Consider the following 21,410-nt stretch of genomic DNA (forward strand, 5'->3'; position numbering starts at 1 on the left):
CGCAGGGACGATGTAAGCAAGATCAATTTCCACTGAAATTACAACGCATTTAGGTTGCGTTGCAGCATAGTGCTTGACTTTTACATGGGTGAGTGCTTACTCACTAGCATGAGCTCATTGCGTATGACGAGCGACCTGAGGCGTCAATTGATCCTCGGCGCCGCAAAGCGTTGCTTTGCCCGACACGGCTATACCGGCACCACGACCAAGAGCGTGGCGGCCGCCGCTGCCATTTCCGAAGCGCTGCTGTTCAAGCATTTCCCGTCCAAGGCCGCGCTGTACGCCGAAATTCTCAGCGACGAATGCGAGGCTGACCCGGCGCTCATGGATCTGCTCGAACGGGAGCCCTCGACCGTCACCCTGGTCGAAGTGATCCGCGGCATGGTCGGACATTTCCTTCAGATCGCTGACGGGCCCGACCGCGAAGAAGCCCAGCGCCTGCGACTGATGGCCACGAGTCATTTGGATGACGGCGAATTCGCCCGTTTGCTGTATGCCAAGATCGAAACGCTGATCGGGGCGGTCTTCGTCGCCTCGCTCAAGCGTGCGGTTGCCGCCGGAGACGCGCGGCCATACAACGGCGAACCGCTCAACCTGTTCTGGTTTGCGCATCACACGGCGATGACGGCTGCGCTGACCAGGCTGCCGGCCACGCCGTGTCTCGCTTATGGCAAGGCGAACGACCTCGAGCGGCAGCTCTGCGAGTTTCTCCTGAGGGGTATCGGACTTAACGACGCCGCAATTGCGTCGCATTTGGGCCGCGATCAGGCCGCGGATGCGGGCAAAACGGCGATTGCAGAAAGCGCATGACATGAACATCGTAACCGAACACAAGATTTCGGGCGAACCGATCGACACCAAGGCTCCCAAGCGTCCGGTCCGGCCGGTGCTCTGGTTCGTTATCGTCGGAACGCTTCTGGGCGTGCTGGTCGGTGGCCTCGTCTGGTTCAATTATTTCCGCGGCCAGATGATCAAGCAGTTCTTCGCCAACAACAAGCCGCCGCCGGTCGCGGTCAGCGCCGCCGAGGCGAAGTCCGAGGTGGTGCCGAACCTGTTGACCGCGGTCGGTGGTCTCGCCGCCGTGCACCAGGTCGATGTCAGCGCCGACGTCAACGGCCGCGTCACCGAGATCAAGTTCGAGCCGGGCACGCATGTCGAGGCCGGCACGCCGCTGGTGCAATTGTTCGACGCGGCCGAGCAGGGCGATCTCGCGAGCTTCAAGGCGCAGGCAACCGTCGCGCAGCTGTCGCTCGACCGCGCCAAGCAACTGGCGTCGCGCCAGTTCGGTCCGCAGGCGACCGTTGATCAGGCGCAGGCTGCCTACGACCAGGCAATGGCCGGAATTGCCAAGACCGAGGCATTGATTTCGCAGAAGCTGGTGCGTGCACCGTTCTCCGGCGATCTCGGCGTCCGCAAGGTCGAGGTCGGCCAGTATCTGACAGCCGGCACGGCCATCGTTTCGCTGACCGATCTGTCGGAGCTGTGGGCCAACTTCACGGTGACGGAAAAGGACTCGGGCAACCTCAAGGTCGGTCAGCCGGTTCGGTTGAAGGTCGATGCCTATCCGGGCCGCACCTTCGACGCCAAGATCACCACGATCGAGCCGCAGATCTCGACCGACACCCGCAACATCCGCGTGCAGGCGACCATCTCCAATCCGGAGAAGATCCTGAAGCCCGGCATGTTCGTGACCACCACTGTGGTGCTGCCGGACAAGCCGGCCGTGGTCACCGTGCCGGAGACGGCGGTCGACTACACGCTGTACGGCGACTCGGTGTTCGTGATCACCGAGAAGAAGGAAGAGGACGGCAAGACCAGCCTGAGCGCGGTGCGCACTTTCGTGCAGACCGGCAACCGGGTCGAAGGCCGCGTCGAAATCGTCAAGGGCGTGAAGCCGGGCGACAAGGTCGTCGCCGTCGGCCAGCTCAAGCTGCAATCGGGCGCGGCGGTGTCGATTTCGACCGACCCGGCTCCGCAGATCCCGGCGCAGCCGCCGCGATACTGACATCGCACACGTCGCAGCATGATCCGGCCCGGCCGGGTCATGCGCTTTGCAAGTCAACGAAATCGAGATCGCCGCGATGCGCTTTACTGATATTTTCATCAAACGGCCGGTCCTGTCGATCGTCGTCAGCCTGCTGATCCTGCTGATTGGCCTGCGCGCGGCAACGACGCTGCCGATCCGGCAATATCCGAAGCTGTCGAACACGGTCATCAACATCACGACCGTCTATCCGGGCGCGTCCGCGGACCTGATCCAGGGCTTCATTACGACGCCGATCGAGCAGGCGGTCGCTTCCGCCGAAGGTGTCGATTACATCACCTCGTCCTCGGTACTCGGCACCTCGACGATCCAGGTCTACATCAAGCTGAATTTCGATCCGAACCAGGCGCTGACCGAGGTTCTGGCCAAGACCAACTCGGTCAAATACCTGATCCCGAAGGAATCCAACGATCCGATCGTCACCAAGACCACAGGCCAGACCACGGCCGTGATGTATCTCGGATTCTCGTCCGAAGAGCTGTCGGGCTCGGCGATATCAGACTATCTGACGCGCGTTGTGCAACCGGTGCTGTCGACCGTCGACGGCGTGGCCTCCGCCGACATTCTCGGTGGCCAGACCTTTGCGATGCGGCTGTGGCTTGATCCCCTGAAGATGGCGGGCCGCAACGTGTCGCCTGCGGATGTCGCGGCCGCGATCACCGCCAACAACTTCCAGTCCGCGGCGGGGCAGACCAAGGGCTATCTGATTGTCTCGAACGTATCGACGAATACGGGGCCTGACCGACGTCAACCAGTTCAAGAAGATGATCGTCAAGGCCAAGGACGGCGGCTTCGTGCGGATGGAGGACATCGCCACCGTCGAGCTTGCGGCCCAAAGCACAGACGCGAGCGTTGCCTTCAACGGCGAGCACGCGATCTTTATCGGTGTGCAGGCAACGCCGCAGGGCAACCCGCTGACCCTGGTCAAGGGCGTGCGGGCGCTGTTCCCTGAGCTGGAGCGCAATCTGCCGCCGTCGATGAAGATGAAGGTCGCCTACGATTCGACCAAGTTCATCCAATCTTCGATCGACGAGGTGGAGAAGACGCTGGGCGAGGCCGTGATCATCGTGATCGTGGTGATCTTCCTGTTCCTGGCCTCGTTCCGCTCGGTCATCATTCCCGTCGTCACCATCCCGCTGTCGATGATCGGCGTCTGCACGCTGATGCTGGCGCTGGGGTTCAGCTTCAATTTGCTGACGCTGCTTGCGATGGTGCTCGCGATCGGCCTCGTGGTCGACGACGCCATCGTGGTGGTGGAGAACATCCATCGCCATCTGGAGGAGGGGAAAACGCCGGTGCAGGCGTCGCTGGAAGGCGCGCGCGAAATCGTCGGTCCCATCATCTCGATGACCATCACGCTCGCGGCCGTGTACGCGCCGATCGGTTTCCTTGGCGGCCTGACCGGCTCGCTGTTCCGCGAATTCGCCTTCACGCTTGCGGGCTCGGTGATTGTGTCCGGCGTGATCGCGCTGACGCTGTCGCCGATGATGTGCTCGGTGCTTCTGAAGAACACCGAAGAGGGCCGCTTCGCCAAGTTGGTCAACAAGGTGTTTGGCGCGCTGACGCGGTGGTACGGACGCAGGCTCGATCGCTCGCTCGACTACAAGGCCATCACCGGCCTGTTTGCGGTGACCATCCTCGGGCTGGTCGGCTTCCTCTACATGCACACGTCGAAGGAGCTGGCGCCCGAGGAAGACCAGGGCATCGTGTTCGCGGTGACCAAGGCGCCGAAATACGCCAACATCGACTACGTCGACTTTTACGGCGAGAAGCTCGACAAGGAATTCCAGAAGTTCCCCGAGACCGATCTTCGCTTCGTGCTGAACGGCATCAACGGCCCGCAGGGCGGTATCGCCGGCATGCTGCTGAAGCCGTGGGAGGAGCGCAAGCGCTCGTCGATCCAGCTGAAGTCGCTGGTGCAGGCCGAGCTTTCCAAGATCGAGGGCGTGCAGGCGTTCGCGTTCAACCTGCCGCCGCTCCCGGGCGGCCCGGGCGGCCTGCCGGTGCAGATGGTCATCAACTCCACCGCCAGTTTCCAGACTGTCTATGAACAGATGGAGAAGTTGAAGGCTGCCGCCCGCAAAAGCGGAATGTTCATCGTCTCCGACAGCGACCTTGCCTACAACCAGCCGAACGTGAAGGTGACGATCAACCGCACCAAGGCGCAGGATCTCGGCGTCAACATGCAGAACCTCGGCAGCACGCTCGCGGTGCTGCTCGGCGGCAACTACATCAACCGCTTCAATCTCGAGGGCCGTTCCTATCAGGTCATCCCGCAGGTGCCGCGCGGCCAGCGGCTCTCGCCGGAATCGCTCGCCGGCTACTACGTGACAACCAACACCGGCCAGCAGCTTCCGCTCTCGACGGTGGTATCGATCGAGACCAAGACCGAGCCGAATTCGCTGACACATTACAATCAGCTCAATTCGGCGACCTTCTCGGCGGTGCCGATGCCCGGCGTGACCGTCGGTGCGGCGGTCGACTTCCTCGAGAGCGAGGCCAAAAACCTGCCGCAAGGTTTCAGCCATGATTATCTAGCTGACAGCAGGCAATATGTGCAGGAAGGCAACCAGCTCGCGGTCACCTTCGGCTTCGCGCTGATTATCATCTTCCTGGTGCTGGCGGCGCAGTTCGAGAGCTTGCGAGATCCGCTGGTCATCATGATTTCGGTGCCGATGGCGATCGTCGGCGCACTGATCCCGCTGTTCTTCGGCGTGGCGACCATGAACATCTACACCCAGGTCGGACTGCTGACTTTGGTGGGCCTGATCACCAAGCACGGCATCCTGATGGTCGAGTTCGCCAACGAGCTCCAGATCAACGAGCGGCTCGATCGCCGCTCAGCCATCGAAATGTCGGCCCGCATCCGTCTCAGGCCGATCCTGATGACCACGGCCGCGATGGTGACGGGCCTGATCCCGCTCCTGACCGCGACCGGCGCGGGCGCGGCCAGCCGCTTCTCGATCGGTCTGGTGGTCGTCGCCGGCATGTCGATCGGCACGCTGTTCACGTTGTTCGTGCTGCCCGCGGTTTACGTGGTGCTGGCGACCGACCATCGCGCGGCGGCCGATTCCGAGCGGAACAAGCAGGTCAACGATCTCGACCTCGGCTCCAAGGCGCTGCGGCCAACCTGAGGACGCAGGTAAGCTAACCCGAGGGCGGCAGCGGCATTCCGCTGCCGCCCTTTTCTATTTGCCCCGGGGGTCCGATTGCCATCAGGCTTTCCCGCGCTCGCGAGAGACAAGGTCCGGTCTTCTTGCTAGGTTCGGCGGGATGAGCCTTTCCCTCCACCCCGATACCCCGCAAGCACGGGCGCTGCCGACTGCGGCGCCGGCTGGCGTCGCGTCCGGCACGACGCCAGGGCAGGGGATCAGGACCCGGCTCTTCACCAAATATGTCGCGCTGTTCGTGGCTGTCGTCGCCATCGCGCTGCTGGCCAACGGCCTGTTCGAGGTCTTCTTCTATTATCGCGAGCACAAGGCCGCGCTGATCCGGGTTCAGCATGAACAGGCCGAGGCGGCTGCGGCCAAGATCGGTCAGTTCGTCAAGGAGATCGAGAGCCAGCTCGGCTGGACCACGCAGCTGCCCTGGTCGGCGAGCTCGATCGAGCAGCGCCGGTTCGACGCGCTACGGCTGCTGCGCCAGGTGCCCGCCATCACTGAGCTCGCCCAGATCGATGCGACCGGCCGGGAGCGGTTGCGGGTCTCGCGGCTCGCCATGGACGCGATCGACAGCGGGATCGACCTGTCGGACGATCCGAAGTTCACCGAGGCGGTCGCGCACAAGGTTTTTTACGGCCCGGTCTATTTCCGCAGGGAGTCCGAGCCGTACATGACGCTGGCGCAGGCCGGGTCGCGCAAGGATGCGGGCGTCAGCGTCGCGGAGGTCAATCTCAAGCTGATCTGGGACGTCGTGTCCCAGATCAAGGTCGGCGAGCACGGACACGCCTACGTGGTCGGTCCGGAGGGACGCCTGATCGCGCACCCCGATATCAGCCTGGTCCTGCGCAACACCGACATGTCTGGTCTCGCGCAGGTGCGCGCCGCGCTGGCCGGAGGCGGCGCCACGCTCGATGCGCTTTCCGAAGCGCGCAACATCCAGGGACTGAAAGTGCTGACCGCGTCGGCTCCGATCGCGCCGCTGCACTGGACCATGTTCGTCGAGATGCCGGTCGAGGAAGCCTATGCGGCGCTCTATGCTGCGTTGGAACGGCTTGCCTTCGTGCTGCTCGCGGCGTCGATCTTCGCGGTGCTCGCCGGGATATTCCTGGCGCGTCGCATGGTCGGGCCGATCCAGGCGCTGCGGAGCGGCGCCGAGCGCATCGGCGGCGGCGATTTCTCCCAGCGGATCTCGATCAGGACCGGCGACGAGCTCGAGGGGCTCGCGGACCAGTTCAACCACATGGGCGAGCGCCTGCAGGAATCCTATGCGGATTTGGAAAAAAAGGTCGAGGTGAGAACGGCTGAGTTGACCGAGTCGCTCGAGCAACAGACCGCTACGTCGGAAGTGTTGCAGGTCATCAGTTCGTCCCCGGGCGAACTCACACCGGTGTTCCACAAGATGCTCGAGAATGCCACACGCGTCTGTGGCGCGAGTTTCGGCGTAATGAATCTGTGGAATGGCGAGAGTTTCACGATTGTTGCGGATTACAATGTGCCGCCTGCGTTCGCGGCTTCGCGAAAAGACCTGCCGATCCGTCCTCATCCGGAGAGCGCACTTGCTGTGGTCGTTAGGACACGCCGGGTCGTCCATGTTCATGATGTGCAGGAAACTCCGGCCTATCTTGCCGGAGGCCCGACCATTCGTGGAATCTCCGACGTCGCCGGCGCCCGCACGATCGTCATAGTGCCCATGATGAGGGAAAATGAGCTGATCGGAACGCTCGCAGTTTATCGCAAGGAGGTCCGGCCGTTTACCGATAAGCAAATCGCGTTGGTTGAGAATTTCACGAAGCAAGCCGTCATCGCTATCGAGAACACGCGACTGCTGAACGAGTTGCGCAAGCGTACGACGGAGCTGTCGCAATCCCTCGAAGATCTCCGCGCCGCGCAGGACCGCCTGGTCCAAACCGAGAAGCTGGCGTCCCTCGGTCAGCTCACGGCGGGGATCGCGCATGAGATCAAGAATCCGCTCAATTTCGTCAACAATTTCTCGTCGGTGTCGATGGAGTTGATCGACGAGCTTAACGAGGCCCTGCAAACGGCCTCGCTCGACGGCAAGACCAAGGAAGAGGTCGAAGAGCTGACCGGCATGCTCAAGAGCAATCTCGAAAAGGTAGTGCAGCACGGCAAGCGCGCCGACTCCATTGTCAGGAACATGCTTCTGCATTCGCGCGAGGGCTCCGGCGAGCATCGCCCCAGCGATATCAACGCGATCGTGGAAGAGAGCCTCAATCTCGCTTATCATGGCGCGCGTGCCGAAAGACCCGCCTTCAACGTCACGATCGAGCGCAGCTTCGACCCCGCGGCGGGCATGGTCGATATTTATCCGCAGGAAATCACTCGCGTCTTCCTCAATCTGATCTCGAATGGCTTCTACGCCACAGCAAAGCGCAAGGAGAGCGCCACAGACGCCTTCGAGCCCACCTTGCGCGCGGAAACGAAAAATCTCGGCGATAAGCTCGAGATACGTATTCGCGACAATGGCACCGGGATTCCGCCCGAGGTGAAGGAGAAGATGTTCAATCCCTTCTTCACCACCAAGCCGGCCGGCGAGGGCACCGGGCTCGGCCTTTCCATGAGCCATGACATCGTCGTGAATCAGCACGGCGGTACCATCGATGTGAACACCGAGCCCGGAGTATTCACCGAGTTCATCATCACCCTGCCGCGCATAATGGCGGCGGGCGACACTTCCGGAGGCAAGTCTTGAACGTTTACATCCTGGTCGTCGATGACGAACCCGACGTCGAGACGCTGTTCCGGCAGCAGTTCCGGCGCGACCTGCGCGCCGGCCGCTTCCAGATGGAATTCGCGCCGTCTGCGCCCGATGCGCTGAAGCTCGCCGCCGAGGTTCGCGATCCCTCGTTGATCCTGATCCTGTCAGACATCAACATGCCCGGCATGAGCGGGCTCGACATGCTGCCGAAGGTGCGTGACGCGCATCCTGACGTTCCCGTCATCATGATCACCGCCTATGGCGATGCAGAGACGCGCCGGAAGGCGATCGAGCGCGGCGCGGTCGGACTTCTCACCAAGCCGATCGATTTCGCGCTGCTGCGGCAGGAAATCGACACGAGGCTCGAGCAAGCCGCATGACCGCGACCATTCTCTTCGTCGACGACGAGCCGGATCTCGAGGCATTGGTCCTGCAAAAATTCCGCAGGCAGATTCGCGATGGGCTGGTGACCATCATGTTCGCGCGCGATGGCCTCGAGGCGCTGCAGTCGCTCGAGCAGAATCCGCATGTCGACATGGTCGTCTCCGACATCAACATGCCGCGGATGGACGGGCTGTCGCTGCTGGCGAAGCTCCAGGAAGCCGAAGACAAGAAGTCCACCATCATCGTGTCGGCCTATGGCGACATGAGCAATATCCGCACTGCGATGAACCGCGGTGCGTTCGACTTCCTGACCAAACCGATCGACTTCGCCGACCTGGAGATGACGATCCAGAAGACCATCCGCCACATCGAAATGCTGCGTGAGGTGCGAGGCCGCCAGGCGGAGGCGGAGCGCGCCCACGCCGCGCTGTCGCGTCATTTCTCGCCCGAGCTCGCCAAGCGTCTCGCGGCAGGGAGCGAAGGTAAGGGAATCGAAGTACAGTGGCGCGATGTAGCGACCATCTTCACTGACATTACCGGCTTCACCTCGCTGGTCGAGAGTGCGCCGCCGGAGACGCTGGGCGCGCTTCTCAACGAATATGTCGGCGGGATGACCGAGGTCGTTTTCGCGCATGAGGGGACAGTTGCCAAGATCATCGGCGATGCGATCCAGGTGCTCTTCAACGCGCCCGGCGATCAGCCCGATTATGCGACACGCGCAGTCGCCTGCGCGCACGGTCTCGACGCCTGGGCGGAGGATTTTTCCGCACGCTGGAAGACGAGAGGCGTGAATTTCGGCACCACCCGTATCGGCGTTCACGCCGGACCGGCCCTGGTCGGCAATTTCGGCGGCAACCGGTTCTTCGACTACACCGCGTACGGCGACTCCATCAACATCGCGGCGCGGCTGGAAGCCGCAAACAAGCATCTGGGCACACGGATTTGCGTCAGTGCCAGCGTCGCCAAGGCGGCCTGAGAATTTTCAAGGCCGTCCCGTCGGCGAGCTGTTGCTGCGCGGACGCAGCGAGCCGTTGCGCGCGTTCGAGCCGCTGGCGCAGGCCCAATTCGCTGCGCCGGAAACGGCGCTGTATTCCGAGGCTTTTGCCAAGATGGAGGCCGGTGACGGCGCCGCCATGCCGGCTTTTGCCGCGCTGGTCGGAATGCATGCCGACGACTCCCTCGCCGGCTTTCACCTGAAGCGCCTGCTCAACGGCGCCAAGGGTATTTGCATGCAACTGGAATAGGAGTCCGACATGACACGCGAATTCTCCGCCGGCAATTACCGCTTTATCCCGTCCGTGTTCCAGTATTCAGCCGGTGCGGCCGCGGATGACGGCTATGAGATCGAGCGCGTCCGCTTCGACCGCCCGGTGCCGCTCGCGGAAGGGTTTGCGCTTGCGGCGAAATACATCCAGGAGGCGGGGCGGCCACTGACGGCGTTCTGCGCCTGTGAGCTGCGCTCACCGGCGGCCTTCAGCGAGGACGGTTTTCGCGCGTTCAACCTGCATTATGTTAAGACGCTATCCGAATGGGGCATCTTCGACGGCACCACGAATCCGGTGGCGCGCAGCAATGTCTGTCCCGAGATCGATCCGCCGGCCGAGCCGTCGTTCTATGCGTTCTCCTTCACGCGGCCGACGAGCTCGAAGACGCCGAGCTTCGTGATCGCCGGCGGCGCCGAGGCGCGCGAGGGTAGCGGATCCTATGTCGAGCGTACCGTGCGCTACCGCGACCTCAGCCCGGAGGGCCTTCGCGAGAAGGTCCGCTTCACGACGACCTCGCAGATGGAGAACCGGATGACGGCCTTCGGCTTCGGCTGGAAGGACACGACCGGCGTGCAGGCCTATTCCGTGCACGACTTCCACCACGCGCTGGTCGACGAGCTGGTCCGCCGCGGCGCGCTGCGCTCCGGCCTGTCCTGGCACTATGCCCGGCCGCCTGTGGTCGATCTCGAATACGAGATGGATTGCCGCCGGGTGATGCGGGAGATGGTGATCTAGCGCTGGCGCGGATCGAGCGCGTCGCGCAGGCCGTCGCCGAGCAGGTTCAGCGACAGCACTACGAGGAAGATCGCAAGCCCCGGCCAGATCGCCATCCAGGGCGCCTGGGTCAGGAAGCGCTGTGCCGCATTGAGCATGCTGCCCCAGGACGGCGCGGGTGGCTGCTGGCCGAGGCCGAGGAAGGACAGCGCTGCTTCGGCGATGATGGCGGCGGCGATCGACAGTGTCGCCTGCACCAGAAGCGGGGGCAGGATGTTCGGCAGGATATGCGAAAATGCGATCCGCCACGGCGGATTGCCGAGCGCGCGAGCCGCCTCGACATAATCCTCGGCCTTGACGTTCAACACCAGCCCGCGGGTCAGGCGGATGAAGATCGGGGTGGCTGAGATACCGATCGCGATCATGGCGTTGCCGAGGCTCGGACCGAGGAACGCGGCGAGTGCGATCGCCAGGATCAGGAACGGGCAGGCCAGCATCGCGTCGGTGATCCGGCTGATCAGCGCATCGACAAAACCGCCACGATAGCCGGCGAGCAGGCCGAGCGGCACGCCGATGCCGAGCGCAATCGTAACCGAGATCAGGCCCGCGAGCAGCGATGCGCGCGCGCCGTAGACGACACGGCTCAGGATATCGCGGCCGAGCTCGTCGGTGCCGAACCAGTGCGCCGCGGTGGGCGGCTTGCGCACCAGGCTCCAGCTCGTCGCTATGGGATCATAGGGTACGACGAGTGGCGCAAGCAGCGCGAAGCCGATGAACAAGGTGATCACGACAAGTCCAAATACTGCCGCCTTGCGCTTGAACAGCCGCCGCCGCGCGCGGCGCGCCGGGCTGTCCAGCTCGTAGGCCTGGATGGTGGGACTTGTAGATAGCGCAGCGTCGGTCATCGCCTAGCCCCTTAGCCGCGGATTGACGAGGACATAGGCGACGTCGGCAACGAGGTTGAGGGTAATGTAAACCGTCGCCGTGACCAGCACCACACCCTGCACCACCGCATAGTCGCGGTTGAACACCGCGTCCACGATCAGCTTGCCGAAGCCGGGAATGGAGAAAATCTGTTCGGTCAGCACGGCGCCTGACAGCAATGTGCCGAGCTCGAGCGCGCCGAGCGTGATGATAGGCGTCAGCGCATTGCGCATGGCGTGCTTGAGGATGACCGAGCGTTCCGACAGTCCCTTCGCGCGCGCGGTGCGGACATAATCGCTTTCCAGCACCTGGAGCATGGCGCTGCGGGTATGCCGCATCAAAACCGCGGAGATCGCATTGCCGAGTACGAAGGCGGGCATGATGGTGGCAGCCAGACTCGCGCGCCAGTTTTCGGTGAGCGGCACGTAACCCGAAGCCGGCAGCCAGCCGAGCTCGATCGAGAACAGGAAGATCAGCATGATCCCGAGCCAGAAGTTCGGGGTCGAGATGCCCCATAGCGCGAACAAATTAGCGCCATAATCCCAGGCGGTACCCTTCTTAACGGCGGAGACGATGCCGGCGGGAATGCCGATGAAGAACGCGATCAGGATCGCCATCGATCCGAGCTGGAGCGTCACCGGCAGCTTCTGCGCGATCAGCTCGCGCACCGGCATCTTGTTGCGCAGGGACTCGCCGAAATCGCCTGATAGAACGCCCTTGAGCCAATAGACGTACTGTACCGGGATCGGCTTATCGAGCTTATACTGCTGCCGGATCTGTTCGATCACGGCGGGATCTCGCTCCTCCCCGGCCATCACCAGCGCGGGATCGCCCGGCAATAATTGCTGGAGCGAGAAGATCAGCACCGACACGAAGAACAGCGTCGGGATGATCTGCGCGATGCGGTGGGCGAGGAAGTTCAGCATGGTTCGGATCGCGTTCTGGAGGCGGCCTCGATCACTTGAACTTCAACCCGACCACCCGCACCAGCCCGTCGGGCATCTGCTTGTAGCCCTGCAGCTTGGTCGTATGCGCGATCAGGAGCGTGCGGTGATAGATGTAGATGATGGGCAGATCGTCGAGCAGGATTTTCGCCAGCTTTTGGTAGATCGCCTTGCGCTCCTCGACATTGGACGTCATCCGTCCATCTTCCATCAGCTTGTCGGCATCCGGGTTTGCGTACACGCCGTCATTCTGCGCCGCCTTGCTGCGCATGAAGATGTAGGAATTGCCGTCGGGATCGATGCGGCCGCTCCAGTTGATCTGGAAAACCTGGAACTCGCCGGCCTGGGCCTGCTTGAAGGTCGTCGCGAATTCGACGGCGCGGATCTTGATGTCGAAGCCCGCTTCCGCGGCCATCGACTGGACCACCTGGGCGACGGCTTCATTCTCCGCGCCCTTGGGGATCATGTAATCCACGGTTACGGGCAGCGTGACCCCGGCTTCCTTCAATAGCGCTTTCGCCTTCGCGATGTCACGGCCGTGGACCGGGAACGCCTTCTGGTAATAGGGATGTGTCGGGCTGACCCATTGATTGCCCGGCGTGAACTCGCCGTTGAAGACGACCTGATTGAGGGCTTCGCGGTCGATGGAAAGGTCGAGCGCCTGGCGGACTTTGGCCGACTGGCTCAGCGGCCCCTTGGTCTTGTCGTTACCGATGTTGACGGTCAGGCCGAGATAGCCGAGCTCGGGCGCTGTCGACAGCACCAGCCGGGAATCGGCGCGCACGTCCTTGATATCGGTGGCGAGCACGCGCTCGATCAAATCGAGTCCGCCAGACTTCAGATTGGCGAGGCGGACGGTGGCATCGACGATCGGCTGGAATACGACCCGGTCGATATGGATGTTGTCCTTGTTCCAGTAATCGGCAAATTTTTCGAACACCATGCGGTCCTGCTGGACGCGCTCGACAAATTTGTAAGGTCCTGCGCAGACCGGATGCAGGCCGAACTTGTCGCCGGCCTCCTTCGCCGCCTTCGGCGACACCATCATGCCGGAGCGGTCGGTGAGCTGGGCAATCAGCGGCGAGTAGGGGGTCTTGAGCACCAGCTTGATGGTCAGGGGATCGACGACCTCGACATGGTCGACGCTGGCAAGCTCGGGCTTCCGGAACGAGGTCGGCAGCGTCATGTGACGCTCGATCGAGAACTTTGCGGCCTCCGCGTCCAGCGGCTCGCCGTCATGAAACTTGACGTTGGGTCGGAGCTTGATCGTCATCTCCTTGCCGTCGGCCGAGGTCTCGTGTGACAGCGCGAGCTGCGGCACGATGTTCAGCTTCTCGTCGATGTCGAACAACTTGTCGCAGAAGGCGGAGAATACGATGCGGCCGACATAGGTGCGGCCGACACTGGGGTCGAGAATGTCGGGGTCCTCGGCGATGCCGATGCGAAGCGTCGTCTGGGCCTGGGCGCCGCCCACGAGCGACGTCAGCAATGCCGACGTCAGGATCGCCAAACGCATGAAACTCATCGCTCTCACCCTCTGTTTGACGGCTAGGCCGGGTCGGTCCTCAATGAACTAACCCCGCCGGCGCGTGCTGCTTCCGGGCCGCCGCTGAAGGCGGCGACCAATTTTTCAAGAATCGGCGAGAAGCCCCCGTCCGACGGTACGATCGCCTCGGACGACGGCAGTTCCGACGTTCGGTGGCACGCCGTTGCATGTCCGATGCCATCCGGCAGCAGCTGAGGCATTTCGCTGCGGCAGCGCTCGACCACATAGGGGCAGCGGGTGTGGAAGCGGCATCCCGGCGGCGGGTTGAGCGCGCTGGGGATCTCTCCCTGAAGCACAATCCGGCTGCGCTTTGCCCGCGGTTTAGGCACGGGGATCGCGGACAATAGCGCCCGACTATAGGGATGGCGGGGTGCGGCGAACAGCGCGTCCGCCGCCGCCGTCTCGACGATCTGGCCGAGATTCATCACCGCCACATGGTCGGCGATGTGCTTGACCACGGCGAGGTCATGCGAGACGAAAATGTAGGCGAGGCCGAGCCGGTCCTGGAGTTCGCGCAGCAGATTGAGGATCTGCGAGCGAATCGAGACGTCGAGCGCCGAGACCGGCTCATCACAGATGATCAGTTTCGGCTCGACCGCGAGCGCTCGGGCAATCGCGATGCGCTGTCGCTGGCCGCCGGAGAATTCGTGCGGGTAACGCCGGGCCAGCCGCGGCTCCAGCCCGACCAGCCGCAAGATCTCCTCGACGCGCTCGCGCCGCTGTGCCGCCGGCACGAGATCATGCAGCGCCAGCGGCTCGGTCAGGATCTGGCCGACCGTCATGCGTGGGTTGAGCGAGGCGTAGGGATCCTGGAAAATGATCTGCGCCTCGCGGCGGAAGGCGCGCAGCGCGCCGGCGTCAAGGGAGAGGAGATCGCGGCCTTCGAAACGGATTGTGCCTGCATCCGGCTCGATCAGCCGCAGCACCAGGCGGCTGACGGTGGATTTGCCGCAGCCGGATTCGCCGACCAGCGCCAGCGTCTTGCCGGCCTCCAGCGAGAAGGAAACGCCGTCAACCGCTTTGACATGTGCCAGCGCCCGGCCGAACAGCGAGCGCTCGGCGACGAAATGCTTGACCAAACCTTCGACCTCGAGCAGCGCCATCAGGACACCAGGCGCTCGAGCAGCGCGCGGATACAGCGCGAGAGGTGGCCGGGGCTCGCTTCGACGAGCGGCGGCGGTGCCTTGGTGCAGGCGTCCAGCACGAAAGGGCAGCGCGCGGCGAAACGACAGCCCGCGGGGGGGTGCATCATGTTCGGGACCATCCCCTCGATCGTGGCAAGCTGTTCGGCGCGATGGTCCAGCCGCGGGATCGAGCCGAGCAGGCCGACGGTGTAGGGATGCTGCGGCGCCGAGAACAATTCGTCGACCGGCGCGCGTTCGACGATCTCGCCGGCATACATGACGGCGACTTCGTCGCAAACTTCGGCGACTACGCCGAGATCGTGGGTGATCAGGATGATCGCGGCGCCGCTCGCCGCCTTCAATTCCCTCATCAACTCGAGGATCTGCGCCTGCAAGGTGACGTCGAGCGCGGTGGTCGGTTCGTCCGCGATCAGCAGCCGCGGGTCGCAGGCGAGCGCCATCGCGATCATGACGCGTTGGCGCATGCCGCCGGAGAGCTTGTGCGGATATTCGTCGATCCGCCGCTCGGGCGAGGGAATGTGAACGCGACGCAGCAGTTCGATTGTCCGGTCGCGCGCGCTGCGGCGTGAGCCGCCGCGGTGGCGCAGAATCGTCTCGATGATCTGGTCGCCGATGGTGAAGCTCGGATTGAGCGAGGTCATCGGCTCCTGAAAGATCATCGCGAGCCGGTTGCCGCGGAGGTCCCGCAATATCTGGTCTGGTGCCTGCAACAGATCGAAGCCGTCAAAACGGATCGCGCCTGAGATCTCCGCGCTCTGTTTCGACAGCAGGCCCATGATCGCCAGCGAGGTCACGCTCTTGCCGCAGCCGGATTCGCCGACGAGGCCGAGCGTCGCGCCATTGGCGACGCTGAGATCGACGCTGTCGACCGCGTGGGTGATGCGGCCGTCGTCGCCGTGAAAACGGATGCGGAGATCCCTGATCTCGATGAGGGGGGCTCGCGTTCATGACCGTTTTGCGCGCGCTGCGGCGATGCTGGCGTCGATGACGCTGCGATCGGTGTTGCCTGCCGGGTTCTGCCGCGTTGGGATCGAGCCGCGAAAGTGAACCCACAGCTCCTGGCTGACTTGTTCGAGCCGTTCGAGCTCGCCGAGCGGATCGGGATGATCGTCGGCACGTACGTCCAGTACCGGCCATTCCTCCTCGCCATGGATCAGGAGCGCGGCGGACTGCTTGCCGCGCTTGTCCCCGCCGGCGGCTTCGCCCGCGCGCATCGCGGCGAGCAGGCGGCGCGGGAAGGGCAGGCTGTCATTGGCGATGTAGGTTCTTGCGGTCTCGTCGAGCACGTCGGCGCCCGCGAGCATGTTGCCGGCGATCGAAAAGCCGCTGCCCGCGATGTGCCCGCACCAGTCGACGCAGTCGCGCCCGGTATGCGCCGCGATCTCGCCGCTCGCATCCATGATGTGGATCTGGCGGCTCTCGCGGCCATCGTCGGTCGCGAGCAGGGCAGCCAGCAGGTCGTGCGCATTGAGACCCTCACGCAACAGCTTGACGCCGTCGATGCCGTAATAGGGATTGACGAAGGCCTGCGTCGCGATGGCGCCGAGACCGGCAGCGATATAAGGGACACGCGCGCCGACGGCGAAGAAGCGCGTGGCAACGGCGATGCCGAACTGGCCGGTGGCAGAATCTCGCGCGATGATCGACCAGGTCATATGCTGCCCTTTAGCGCCCTGCGGCGTAGCCCTGCATGCCGCGCGGATTGGCGGCGGCGCGCCGTCGTACACCGACGCGGGAGGCCGCGGTGAGGCGGCCTTCCGACCAGTCCGATCCGACTTCGACGATATGTCCGCGTTCGCGAAGATTCTCGATCGTCGCCTTCGGCACGCGGTTCTCGACCACGAGCACGCCGGGGCGCGCGGTACGCGGCCAGAACGAGATCGGAAAGTGCTCGGAATGCCAGGCCGGCGCATCGATGGCTTCCTGGAGATTGATGGTTGCAATGGACGTGCCGCAGGAAAAACTGCGTGATCCACTGATCCTGCTGGTCGCCGCCGGGCGAGCCCCAAGCCAGGTAAGGCTCGCCGTCACGCAATGCCATGGTGGGTGAGAGTGTGGTGCGCGGTCGCTTGCCGGGCGCGAGCGCCGCGGGGTGATCCTCCTCCAGCCAGAACATCTGGGCGCGGCTGCCGAGGCAGAAGCCGAGCTCCGGAATGATCGGAGAGGATTGCAGCCAGCCGCCCGACGGCGTCGACGACACCATGTTGCCAGCCTTGTCGATGATGTCGAAATGCACGGTGTCGCCGCGCACCTCGCCGAAACGCCCCACCGTTGGCTCGCCGGCGCCGAGCGCGCCAACCGCCTCGCGCTGCCCCTCGGCACGGCGCAGCTTGACCACGCCGCCAAAGCCCTCGATCGAGCCGGGGAGGAAGTCGAGCGAAGCCTTGTCGGTGACGAGCTTGCGTCGTTCGTCGTTATAGGCGTCCGACAACAGCGTCGCGATCGGGATATCGCTGAACTTGGGGTCGCCGTAGAATTTCTCGCGGTCGGCAAAGGCGAGCTTGGCGCATTCGATCTGGAGGTGGATGAATTCCGGACCGGTCGGATTGAGCCCGTCAAGCGCAAAGCCCTTCAGGAGCGCGAGTTGCTGCAGCGTCACCGGGCCCTGGCTCCAGACCCCGGCCTTGCACACTGTGTAGCGGCCGTAGTCGTAGGTCAGCGGCGCCTCGACCGTCGGCTGCCAGCGCGCCATGTCGTCCGCCGATAGCACGCCGCGATGCGGCGAGCCGCTGACGTCCATCACCTCCTGGGTGCGGCAGAATTTGTCGATGGCTTCCGCCACAAAGCCATGCGACCACGCCTTTCGGGCGCGCTCGATCTCGGCGTCGCGGCCGCCGCCGCCGCCGCCGCTTTCGGCTTCGCTCAGAATCCGTGCGTAGGTCGCCGCAAGTGTCTTGTTGGTGAAGAGTGTGCCGGGTTTTGGCACTTCGCCGTTCGGGAGATAGACGGCGGCCGACGTCGGCCAGTGCTTGCGGAACAATTGCTCGACAATCTGGATCGTGGCGCAGGCGCGCTCGACCAGAGGATAGCCGTCGCGCGCATAAGAGATCGCAGGCTCCAGCACGTCGCGCACGCGCATCGTCCCATAGTCACGCAGCAGCATCATCCAGGATTCGAAGGTGCCGGGGACGCAGGCCGCGAGCAGGCCGGTGCCGGGCACCATGTCGAGGCCTTCGCTCTTGTAATGCGCGATGGTGGCGCGGGCCGGTGCCGGACCCTGGCCGCAGATCACCTCGGTGCGACCGCGCTTGACGTCGTGCACGATGATCGGCACGTCGCCGCCGGGACCGTTCAGATGCGGCTCGACCACCTGGAGCGTGAAAGCGGTGGCGACGCCGGCGTCGAAGGCGTTGCCGCCCTTTTCCAGGATGGCCATGCCGACGGCGGTCGCGATCCAGTGCGTGGTCGCGACGACCCCGAAGGTGCCCTCGATCTCGGGGCGCGTCGTGAAACGATCGGGATTGACATTGCTGGCCATGGACTACCTCATTTGCGGCGCGCGCAATTGATCACAGGGCCAAGCCGCCGCCAAATGCGCAGGCTGCATGGCACGCGCGCGTCACGCCGGGACCGAAGCGGTGTTGACGGCGTGGCAGGCGACCCCGTCGATCAGTTCCGGGGCCTCCTTGCGACAGAGATCGAACGCCAGCGGGCAACGGGGGTTGAAGGCGCAGCCGGGGGGCGGGTTGATCGGGTTCGGGATCTCGCCCTTCACCGGAATGCGCTGGCGGCCGCTCATGGCGAGATCAGGCACGGCGCCCAGCAGCATCTTGGTGTAGGGCATGCGCGGGCGGGCAAACAGCTCGCGCCCCTCTGCGATCTCGACGATGCGGCCGAGATACATCACGCCGACACGGCTCGCCATGTGGCGGACCACGGCGAGGTTGTGGCTGATGAACATGTAGGTCAGGCCGAACTTGTCCTGGAGGTCGCGCATCAGGTTCAGGATCTGCGCCTGCACGGAGACGTCGAGCGCCGAGGTCGGCTCGTCGCAGACGATGAACTCCGCGTCGGAGGCGAGTGCCCGCGCGATCGCGATGCGCTGGCGCTGGCCGCCCGAGAATTCGTGCGGAAACTTCAACCTGTCGTCGGGATGCAGGCCGACAAGGCTGAGAAGCTCTCCGACGCGCGCCTGGATGTCGCGCTCGCCCTGGATCAGGTCGAAGGCGCGGATCGGCTCGGAGATGATGGCATCGACCCGGAAGCGCGGGTTCAGGCTCGCATAGGGGTCCTGGAAGATCATTTGGATGCGGCGGCGCAGCTTTCGCCGAGCCGGCGCCTGCCGCGGGTCGGTCATCGAGACGCCGTCGATCAGGACGTTGCCGGAGCTCGGCGGCAGCAGGCCGACGACCATCCGCGCTACCGTGGTCTTGCCCGAGCCGGACTCTCCGACCAGTGCAAAAGTCTCGCCCTTCCTGATGTCGAAGGTGACGCCGTCGACGGCCTTGAGATATTCGAGATGGCCGCCCTCGAGCACGCGGTTGAGCCAGGGCTTCGAGACGTCGAAGACGCGCCGCAAACTTGTGGCCTGGACGAAGGGAGTGCTCATGCAGCGCTCTCCGCCGGCACGTTGTCATAAAGGTGGCAGGCAACGGATTGCGTGCCGCGCGGCAGCGGCTCCGGCCTCTCCACGCGACACCGATCGAATGCGAATGCGCAGCGTGGATTGAACGAGCAGCCGCGCGGGATCGCCGACAGGCGCGGCATGGAGCCGGGGATCTGGACCAGGCGCTTGTCGTCGCCGGCAAGCGTGGGGATCGCGCCCATCAGGCCCTTGGCATAGGGATGCAGCGGATTTCTCACGACGTCCTGCACCGGGCCGATCTCGGCGACGCGGCCGGCATACATCACCGCGACACGGTCGGACGCCTCCGCGATGACGCCCATGTCGTGGGTCACCAGCATCACGGCCGTGCCGTGGTCGCGTCCGAGGCGCTTGATGAGCGAGATGATCTGCGCCTGCACGGAGACGTCGAGGGCGGTGGTCGGCTCGTCCGCGATGATCAGCTCCGGCTCGGCGCAAATCGCCAGCGCAATCACCACCCGCTGGCGCATGCCGCCGGAGAACTCGTGGGGATAGCCGTCAATGCGCTTTTCCGGTGCGGGGATTCCGACTTCGGCAAGCAGGTCGATGGCGCGGCGGCGTGCGGCGGTCTCGGACAGATTGAGGTGGGTCCGGATCGTCTCGATGAGCTGGTCGCCGACGCGGTAGAGCGGATTGAGCGATGTGAGCGGGTCCTGGAAGATCATGCCGATCCGTTTTCCCCTGATACGGCGCAGCTCTTCTGGCGGCAGATTGTCGATGCGCAGGCCCGCAAGACGAATCTCGCCGCCGGCGATGCGGCCGGGCGGATCGATCAGGCCGATCACCGCGAGCCCGGTGACCGATTTGCCGGCGCCGGATTCGCCGACCACGCCCAGCACCTCGCCCTTGGCGATATCGAAGGAGACGCCGTCGATGGCGCGTAGCGTGCCGCGGCGGGAGGCGAACTCCACCTGAAGATTGCGCACGGAGAGGATGGGTTCGGTCATGAGCGAGATGCTCTCATCCAAGTCTTGCTCATCCAAATCTTGCTCATCAAAGTTTTGCTCATCGGAGCTTCGGGTTGAGCGCGTCGCGCAGCCAATCGCCGAGCAGGTTGATCGACAGGATCAAGGCAGCGAGCGCGATACCGGGAAAGGCGACGATCCACCATTCGCCCGCGAACAGGTAGTTGTTGCCGATGCGGATCAACGTGCCGAGCGAGGGCATTGTGTCGGGCAGGCCGACGCCAAGGAAGGACAGTGTCGCCTCGGTAATGATGGCGAGCGCGAGGTTGATCGTGGCGATGACCAGGATCGGACCCATCGTGTTCGGCAGCACATGGCGGAACATGATCTTTGGTGCGGGCAGGCCGATCAATTGCGCGGCGGCCACGTAGTCCTTGTTCTTCTCGACCATCACGGAACCGCGCACCGTCCGGGCGTACCCGACCCAGAAACTCAGGCCGATCGAGATCACCAGCACGACCAGCATGCTGGTTGCATCCAGCCTGTTGCCGAGGATCGATTTCGCGATGCCGTTGACCAGCAGCGCGATCAGGATGGCGGGGAAAGTGAGTTGCACGTCGGCGATCCGCATGATCACGCCGTCGACCGCGCCCCCGAAATAGCCGGCGATCAGACCGAGCGCGATTCCGAGCGCGCCGGCGAAGATTACGCCGGCCACGCCGACGGCGAGCGAGATGCGCAGCCCGTAGAGAATGGCGGAGAACACGTCGCGGCCCTGCTCGTCGGTGCCGAGCAGGAACGGGCTCTGGCCGTCGGCGGTCCAGAGCGGTGAGATCCGGGAATTCATCAATTGGAGCTGCGCCGGATCGAACGGGTCCTGCACCGCGAGCGCGGAGGCAAAGATTGCGAGCAGAAAGAACAGCACGGTAATGGCCGCCGCCACCATGGTCAGCTTGGAGCGGCGAAACGAATAGAAGATGTCGCTGTCGAGTGCGCGGCTGAACCAGCTACGGGCAGCATGCGTCGGCAGCGTGCTCGGCTTGTCGGGATTGGAGGCGACTGCGTCGGACATGCGGA

General features: G+C 64.0%; 14 protein-coding genes and 3 pseudogenes. 7 read left to right on the plus strand and 10 right to left on the minus strand.

What is annotated here, in order from left to right:
* The first annotated feature begins 108 nt into the window (after positions 1-108).
* The 7 genes and pseudogenes from ACVWYI_RS13745 (at position 109) to cnbZ (ending at position 10,305) form a co-directional block, all read left to right on the plus strand.
* Entirely contained in the window at positions 109-810 is a 702-nt protein-coding gene (locus ACVWYI_RS13745; RefSeq protein WP_354051897.1) for a TetR/AcrR family transcriptional regulator, read from the plus strand.
* 1 nt (position 811) lies between these two features.
* On the plus strand, positions 812-2,005 hold the full coding sequence (locus ACVWYI_RS13750; protein ID WP_247349684.1) for an efflux RND transporter periplasmic adaptor subunit: 1,194 nt from the start codon (positions 812-814) through the stop codon (positions 2,003-2,005).
* 76 nt (positions 2,006-2,081) lie between these two features.
* A pseudogene (locus ACVWYI_RS13755) lies at positions 2,082-5,178 on the plus strand (MexW/MexI family multidrug efflux RND transporter permease subunit).
* A gap of 139 nt (positions 5,179-5,317) precedes the next feature.
* Positions 5,318-7,915 carry an ATP-binding protein gene (locus tag ACVWYI_RS13760; RefSeq protein ID WP_456662322.1) on the plus strand — a complete coding sequence of 866 codons (2,598 nt, stop codon included), beginning with the start codon at positions 5,318-5,320 and terminating at the stop codon, positions 7,913-7,915.
* Entirely contained in the window at positions 7,912-8,301 is a 390-nt protein-coding gene (locus ACVWYI_RS13765) for a response regulator (protein WP_247349687.1), read from the plus strand. The genes ACVWYI_RS13760 and ACVWYI_RS13765 overlap by 4 nt, the downstream gene beginning before the upstream one ends.
* Positions 8,298-9,549: pseudogene (locus tag ACVWYI_RS13770) on the plus strand (adenylate/guanylate cyclase domain-containing protein). The gene ACVWYI_RS13765 and the pseudogene ACVWYI_RS13770 overlap by 4 nt, the downstream one beginning before the upstream one ends.
* 9 nt (positions 9,550-9,558) lie before the next feature.
* On the plus strand, positions 9,559-10,305 hold the full coding sequence (gene cnbZ, locus ACVWYI_RS13775) for a 2-amino-5-chloromuconate deaminase CnbZ (protein ID WP_456662323.1): 747 nt from the start codon (positions 9,559-9,561) through the stop codon (positions 10,303-10,305).
* On the opposite strand, the gene ACVWYI_RS13780 is transcribed toward cnbZ, so the two are convergent.
* The 10 genes and pseudogenes from ACVWYI_RS13780 to ACVWYI_RS13825 all read right to left on the minus strand — a co-directional run bounded on the left by ACVWYI_RS13780 (position 10,302) and on the right by ACVWYI_RS13825 (position 21,405).
* Positions 10,302-11,189 carry an ABC transporter permease gene (locus ACVWYI_RS13780; protein WP_456662324.1) on the minus strand — a complete coding sequence of 296 codons (888 nt, stop codon included), beginning with the start codon at positions 11,187-11,189 and terminating at the stop codon, positions 10,302-10,304. The genes cnbZ and ACVWYI_RS13780 overlap by 4 nt on opposite strands.
* A 3-nt stretch (positions 11,190-11,192) precedes the next feature.
* On the minus strand, positions 11,193-12,134 hold the full coding sequence (locus ACVWYI_RS13785; RefSeq protein WP_354106680.1) for an ABC transporter permease: 942 nt from the start codon (positions 12,132-12,134) through the stop codon (positions 11,193-11,195).
* Between the two features lie 31 nt (positions 12,135-12,165).
* A complete protein-coding gene (locus ACVWYI_RS13790) occupies positions 12,166-13,677 on the minus strand; it encodes an ABC transporter substrate-binding protein (protein ID WP_456662325.1) in 1,512 nt (503 codons plus the stop codon).
* Positions 13,678-13,700: 23 nt separating this feature from the next.
* A complete protein-coding gene (locus ACVWYI_RS13795; protein ID WP_456662326.1) occupies positions 13,701-14,801 on the minus strand; it encodes an ABC transporter ATP-binding protein in 1,101 nt (366 codons plus the stop codon).
* Complete coding sequence (locus ACVWYI_RS13800) at positions 14,801-15,772, minus strand: ABC transporter ATP-binding protein (RefSeq protein ID WP_456664522.1); 972 nt, start codon at positions 15,770-15,772, stop codon at positions 14,801-14,803. The genes ACVWYI_RS13795 and ACVWYI_RS13800 overlap by 1 nt, the downstream gene beginning before the upstream one ends.
* A 15-nt stretch (positions 15,773-15,787) precedes the next feature.
* Positions 15,788-16,498 carry a DUF1028 domain-containing protein gene (locus ACVWYI_RS13805; RefSeq protein ID WP_456662327.1) on the minus strand — a complete coding sequence of 237 codons (711 nt, stop codon included), beginning with the start codon at positions 16,496-16,498 and terminating at the stop codon, positions 15,788-15,790.
* Between the two features lie 10 nt (positions 16,499-16,508).
* Positions 16,509-18,321, minus strand: a pseudogene (locus ACVWYI_RS13810) (gamma-glutamyltransferase family protein).
* Between the two features lie 81 nt (positions 18,322-18,402).
* Positions 18,403-19,392, minus strand: coding sequence for an ABC transporter ATP-binding protein (locus tag ACVWYI_RS13815; RefSeq protein WP_247349702.1), 990 nt, complete (start codon positions 19,390-19,392; stop codon positions 18,403-18,405).
* A complete protein-coding gene (locus ACVWYI_RS13820; RefSeq protein ID WP_247441395.1) occupies positions 19,389-20,375 on the minus strand; it encodes an ABC transporter ATP-binding protein in 987 nt (328 codons plus the stop codon). The genes ACVWYI_RS13815 and ACVWYI_RS13820 overlap by 4 nt, the downstream gene beginning before the upstream one ends.
* A gap of 58 nt (positions 20,376-20,433) precedes the next feature.
* Positions 20,434-21,405 carry an ABC transporter permease gene (locus tag ACVWYI_RS13825; protein ID WP_456662328.1) on the minus strand — a complete coding sequence of 324 codons (972 nt, stop codon included), beginning with the start codon at positions 21,403-21,405 and terminating at the stop codon, positions 20,434-20,436.
* Between the last annotated feature and the right edge of the window lie 5 nt (positions 21,406-21,410).

The organism is Bradyrhizobium sp. LB13.1 (assembly GCF_054056815.1).